We start from the raw sequence: 6730 nt of genomic DNA on the forward strand, positions 1-6730 counted from the left end.
CGGTTCATCCGAAATTGCTGAAACGGCGCAGGCCATCAAAAACGGCGGGACGGTGGCGGCACAGGCAGGGATCAGTTTTGAGGAGCTGAGCGCCGTCATTCAGATTCTGGCGGAACGCGGCATTAAAGGGGCGGAGGCAGGGACGGCCTTCCGCAACGTGGTACTGGCACTGGAACGTTCAACGGATAAAAAACTGAAACCCTCGGTGGCCGGGCTGTCCTCGGCGCTGGCACACCTGACCACTAAAAACTTGTCCACCGCCGACGCGGTCAGGCTGTTCGGGCGCGCCAATGTCAGCGCCGCCTCCAACTTAGTGACCGGCCGGGGAAAACTGGACGAACTGACCCAGACCCTGACTGGGACGCAGGTTGCCTATGAACAGGCGAGCGCGCGCGCCAATAACCTGAGTGCCGATCTCGACGTACTGAGCAGCACCTTTGAAGGACTGGCGATTAAAGTCGGCCAGAGTGCCGATGGTCCGCTGCGTTCAGGGGTGCAGGGTGCCACCACGGCCATTAATGCCTTGTCAGAAAACTTTAATCTGGTGGCGGCTGTGGCGCTGCACACCCTGATCCCCGTAGTGGCCACCAAACTCACCGGCAGTTTGCGTGAAAATGTCAGCGCGTGGCGTTCAACGGAAAAAGCGGTCCGTGATACGGCTAAACAGCAGGCCGAAACGGCACAAAGGACGATTGACTCGGCCCGGGCCATCCGCGAGCAGGCCGGACAGCAGAACCAGTGGCTGACCACCCAAAAGATGATCAATAAGCAGCATAATCTTGATATCAGTTACCAGAAAGAATACGCGGCTAACTTTCGTAAAATCAAAGAGTCCATTGCGGCCGAAACGTCCGCGAAGCACCTGTTGGCTGAGGCTAACCGGAAACTGTCGTATTCTACCCAGATTTTGTCAGGGATGACGGCGGGTGCCCGTGGTGCATTGTCGTTATTAGGCGGCCCGTTCGGCGCTGCGATGCTGGCAGGCTCCGCGTTGTATGGGCTATACAATCATACGGTTCAGACCAAAGAGGGACTGCGACAATTAAAAGATGAAACCGTCGAAACCATCGCCGAACTACAACGACTTTCTAAGGTTAAAATTGAAGTTTCAATCGATAAGATAAAAGAAAAGATAACGGATTTACAAGACGAGAGAAAAGAAGTTGCTCGAAGGCTTGAAGGGTACTCCGATAGAAAAATCAATTTGGCTGAAAAAGGATTTTTTGTATTCACTGATGCTGAAAAACTAAAAAAAGGAAAAAGAGAACTACTTAGCCAATTAGAAGATCTTGATAAAAGCCTTGAGATACAAACTAAAAAACTTCAACACCATGAAGACACGGTATCCATAGGAAAATTTGACGCACCGCCTCCTCCTCCCCCTAAGCTTGAAAGCGGCAATGGCAATCCGTGGACAGGCCCCGGGGGCGGCGGTGGGGGTAACAAGAAGGGGAATAGTACCCAAATCCTCAATCAATATCACCAGTTGCGCCTTGAAATAGAAAGGGTACATACGACGAGTCTGGGCCGTATTGTGCTGAGTGAACAGGAAACCCAGCGAAAACTGGATGAAGTCGGTAAATCCGGGTTAGTTTCCCAACATGAAATTCAGCGTCTGAGTGCCCTCAATACCGAAAATCACCAAAAGCAACGGCGGGAACTGGCAGAAAGATACGCGCCTGTAAAAGCGTTAATCCGTCAGGAAGAAGAGGCGAGTAAGGAACTGAAAGCCCTGTACGCCGGACGATTGCTGTCAGAACAGGAGTATCTGTCAGCCAGCCGGGCAATATACCAGACCACGGTCAAAGACAAACTGGCAGAACAAGCCAAACAGATTGCGGCCCCGCGTCTGGATATGGCGGGGGAAGTTGATCCGTTAGCCCAACTTAGGAACCAGCTCACCGAGCAAACGGCTTTGTATGAGGCTTATTACCAAAACAACCTCATCAAAAAGGAGCGTTACGAGCAATTGGCCAACGCAGCCGGTACCCGCTCTAAGGATGCACAATTTGCGGCAGCCAAGGAGCTGTATGGTGCGCAGGGTGATTTTCAGAAGATGCAGATGGGCTTGCTGGATGTGGTCGAACAGCGGACAGGTAATGCCCTGACCGGCATGCTGACAGGCACCAAGTCCTTCTCTGAATCCATGAAAGAACTGTCTGCATCACTGGCGCAATCCATTATTCAGGATCTGGTTCGTATCGCTATGCAGGCCATGATTACTAAGGCGCTGTCCGGATTCTTCGGGGGTAGCGGTATGACGAATATGGGTACCAGTGCCTTAGCCTCGGCGGGCGGCAATATGTCTTCGGCCAGTGTGGGGGCGATGGGAATATCGACCGACTGGCGCAGTTTTGTGCCTAATGCCAAAGGGGGTGTTTACCAATCGGCGAACTTAAGCCAATACAGCGGACAGATTGTCAGCAGCCCAACCCTGTTTAAATTTGCCACCGGGGGTGGCCTGATGGGGGAGGCGGGACCGGAAGCCATTCTGCCGTTAAAACGCGGATCAGACGGCAAGCTGGGTGTGCAGGCGATGGGCGGTACGAGCAGCCAGACCACCAATCATGTCAGTATTGTGATTAACCCTGACGGGAACCACGAAGTGAAGGCAACCAGCGGATTTGAATCTGCGGGTCAGGATGTGGCGAAATTTGTCGATCAGCGGTTCAAGTTATTGCTGCATAAAAGTCTGGGGCAAGGTGGTGAATTAAGCGTAGCCATCAAAGGAGGCAGGCGATGATAAAAACATTTGATTTTCCCGCACGGGTTGGGGCTGTGGGGGAATTTGAACCCGTGGTGCGTTCTGTTCAGTTCGGTGACGGGTATAAGCAAACCTCGGGCGACGGGATCAACGCACGGCGGGAGAGCTGGCGCCTGTCCTTTGTGGGGACGTTGCCTGAAATAGAACCTGTGATTGCTTTTCTGCGTGAGCATCAAGGATGGCGCGCCTTTAAATGGCGTAATCCGTTATCTGAGTTGGGGCTGTATCAGGCCGGGAAATTCAACATACAAGCCAACGGGTCCCACTTTACTCTCTCTGTGGCGTTCACTCGCACCTATCATCCTTAAGGGGTTTTACCATGACAATCAATGCCACTCTCCAGCGTCTTGAGCCGGGGAGTAAAATTCTTTTGTTCGCCGTTGATGGTTCCGCGTTTGGCGGGCCAGAACTGTACTTCCACAATCACCCGATTTCTTATACGGAAGCGGAGCTGGAAGGCGATACAGATAATTTACCCGCTAAATCTCTCTGGTGGCAGGGTAAAGAGTATAAGCCGTGGCCGGTCAGAATTGAGGGATTAGAGATCAGTGGTGATGGTAAGGCGGTATCCCCCACGCTCAGCATTGCCAATCTGGATGGCACTATCAGTGCGTTGTGTCTGGCGTATCAGAACATGGCGCAGGCGCGTGTTACCCTGCATACGACCTTTGCGCACTATCTGGATGCACGAAATTTTCCCGAGGGTAACCCGGACGCTAATCCTTCAGAAGAAAAGATTGACGTTTTCTACATTGACAGTAAGACCCATGAAGATAATACAGAGGTTCATTTTGCTTTATCTTCCCCGGCTGACTTGCAGGGGATTCAAATCCCGACCCGCCAGATACACGCTCTTTGTACGTGGTGTATGCGTGGCTTGTATCGAAAGTCGCCCTGCAACTATACGGGTATCCGTATTGCCCCGATGATTATCGGCAGTAAGAAAGCGGGTGTGTTTCAGACTATCTTGGGTGCGGTGATGGTCGTCGCCGGGGCGTTTATGTGGTCAACCCCGTGGGGTGCGCCGATGGTGATGTCCGGCGTTGGAATGATGCTGGGCGGCGTGGTGCAGATGTTATCACCGATGCCGGGGGGACTGGCACGGCGGGAAGATCCGGATAATAAACCCAGTTATGCCTTTGGTGGTCCCGTAAACTCCATCGCTCAGGGCAACCCTGTTCCGGTGGGCTACGGTAAGCGTCGTATCGGCGGAGCCATTATCTCAGCGGGCATCTACGCCGAAGACCAGCAATAACCGTCATTACGTTTAGTCTCGCCGCACCTGCGGCTTTTTTTATGGGTGAAATATGGGACATCATCTTATTCAGGGCAGCAAGGGCGGCAATGAAAGCCCCCGCACCCCCGTTGAATCACCGGATTCATTGCAATCCACCTCGTATGCCAAAATCTTACTGGCATTGGGGGAAGGTGAGTTTGAAGGCGGGCTGGACGGCACCAATATCTTTCTGGATAACACGCCGATTATCGGTCCCGATGGTCAGGCTAACTTTGAGGGCGTCAAATGGGAGTTTCGCCCCGGCACGCCGCATCAAGAGTATATACCGGGCATGCCTGCGGTCGAAAATGAGCTGACCGTGGGCACGGAGTTAATGGAGTCATGGGTCAGATCGGTCACCAATACCCAGTTGTCGGCGGTTCGCCTCCGGTTATCGTGGCCCCAGCTGCAAAAGCAGGAAGAGGACGGCGATACGGTGGGGTATCGCATCGATTATACCATTGAGGTAGCAACCGATGGCGGTTCGTATCAGGAATTACCCACGTTAGCTGTGGATGGTAAGACGACCACTAAATATGAACGGTCACACCGTATTGATCTGCCTAAAGCACATTCAGGCTGGCAGGTTCGCGTGCGTCGTCTCACCCCGAAACAGAACACTATCCGGATTGCGGATGCTATGGTAGTGGAAGCCATCACCGAGGTGATCGACGCCAAACTCAGTTACCCCGAAACTGCCCTGTTGTTCGTTCAGTTTGATGCTAAACAATTCCGCAATATCCCACAAGTCTCTTGTGAGCCGAAGATGCGCATTATTCGTGTGCCCGATAATTATGATCCGGACAGCCGCGCGTATTCCGGTGTATGGCAAGGCGCCTTTAAATGGGCATGGACCGACAATCCGGCGTGGGTGCTGTACGACCTGATGATGAACGACCGGTTCAGTATCGGCACACGGGTTAAGGCGGAGAACCTGAGTCTGGCGAAATGGGATTTGTACCGCATCGCCCAGTATTGTGATCAGCCCGTGCCTAACGGTAAAGGCGGCATGGAGCCAAGGCACACTTGCAATGTCTATATCCAGTCACAAGAGGATGCGTGGACCGTTTTACGGGATATTGCCAGTATTTTCCGGGGCATGACGTTCTGGGCCAACAACAACATGAATGTACTGGCCGATATGCCGCGCGATATGGATTACCTTTACACCCGCGCCAATGTTCGTGACGGTAAATTTGTTTATGCCAGTTCCAGCGAGAAAACCCATTACTCTACCGCGATGGTGAGTTGGTCAGATCCACAGAACGGCTATCAGGATGCGGTCGAGCCGGTTTTTGATAACCGGTTAATCCGTCGTTATGACGTCAAACAGGCGGATGTGACGGCGATCGGCTGTACCCGCCAGAGTGAAGCGATACGGCGGGGTAAGTGGATACTGCATACTAACGAGTATGACCGGATGGTGACCTTTACCGTGGGGCTGGATGGCAAAATCCCGTTACCCGGTTACGTCATTGGGGTGGCCGATGAAATGTTTTCCGGCCGCGTGCTGGGTGGGCGCGTCAGTGCGGTGAATGGACGCAATATCACGCTGGACCGGGTATCGTCTGCGAAAGCGGGTGAGCGGCTAATTCTGAACCTGCCTTCTGGCAAAGCGGAGGGGCGAACCATTCAGGCGGTGAACGGTCAGGTGGTCACGGTCACTACAGACTATTCGGAAATACCGGCCACTGAATGTGTCTGGGCGATTGATGCGGCGGACTTGGCTGTCCAGCTATTCAGGGTGACCGGCATCAAAGAGGGCGAGGACGGCGTCTCGTTTGAGATCACCGCCGTTGAGCATAACCCGGATAAATACACCCATATTGATACCGGCACCCGCATTGATGAACGCCCCATATCGGTCATTCCGCCCGGCGTTCAGCCCCCGCCGAAAAAGGTGACGATTGGCAGTTACTCCGTTGTCAATCAGGGCATTGCCGTAAACACCTTGCGGGTGACATGGGAAGCGGCTGAAAGTGCGATCGCCTATGAGGCGGAGTGGCGGCGGGATAACGGGAACTGGATACCTGCCCCCCGAACCTCGACACAGGGTTTTGAAGTGCCGAATATTTACGCCGGACGCTATCAGGCGCGGGTCAGGGCGATTAATGCGTCTGAGATATCCAGTCTCTGGGCGAATGCACCGGAAACCCACCTGAAAGGGAAAGAGGGTAATCCCCCAACACCTTTGGCATTCAGAACAACCCCGATTATCTTTGGTATCCAGCTTGACTGGGGTTTTGCGCCACAGACGGATGACACGCTGAAAACCGAGATCCAGTACAGCCCGACTAATGACGGTGAGGGATTGATGTTACTGGCGGATATTCCCTACCCGCAACGCACCCATACCCTACAGGGACTGTTAGCCGGGGTGGCGTTCTACTTCCGTGCCCGTCTGGTGGATAAATCCGGCAACCAGTCCCCGTGGACAGAGTTTGTCAGGGGTGAATCCTCAACGGATACGAACTGGATAGTGGAGGCCACCGGTAACCAGTTCCTCACTGCCGAAGCCGGAAAACGGCTGCAATCCCAGATTGATTATCAGGCCGAAGCGGCAATGGAAAATGCCGCACTGAGTGGCTCCATTGTCCAGCGTCAACTGAAAGAAAATGGCGAGATGCGGGCGGAGATACTGGAAGTCAAAACCACACAATTGACCGACAGGAAAGCCTTTGCGGAGTCAA

3 protein-coding genes and 1 pseudogene are annotated in these 6730 nt (G+C 53.5%); all 4 read left to right on the forward strand.

Going from position 1 to position 6730, the window contains the following annotated elements; genetic code table 11:
• Positions 1 to 2743, forward strand: a 2743-nt coding sequence (locus tag AAC854_RS20485; protein WP_340618714.1) for a phage tail tape measure protein, incomplete at its 5' end; no start/stop codon positions are given.
• Positions 2740 to 3072, forward strand: coding sequence for a phage tail protein (locus tag AAC854_RS20490; RefSeq protein ID WP_340618715.1), 333 nt, complete (start codon positions 2740 to 2742; stop codon positions 3070 to 3072). The genes AAC854_RS20485 and AAC854_RS20490, both read left to right, overlap by 4 nt.
• Positions 3073 to 3083: 11 nt before the next feature.
• Positions 3084 to 3674, forward strand: a pseudogene (locus AAC854_RS20495) (phage minor tail protein L); the annotation flags it as partial.
• Between the two features lie 397 nt (positions 3675 to 4071).
• The coding region (locus AAC854_RS20500) for a TipJ family phage tail tip protein (protein ID WP_340618716.1) at positions 4072 to 6730 on the forward strand (2659 nt) is incomplete at its 3' end.

Source organism: Xenorhabdus entomophaga (genome assembly GCF_037996725.1).
Lineage (GTDB): Bacteria > Pseudomonadota > Gammaproteobacteria > Enterobacterales > Enterobacteriaceae > Xenorhabdus > Xenorhabdus khoisanae.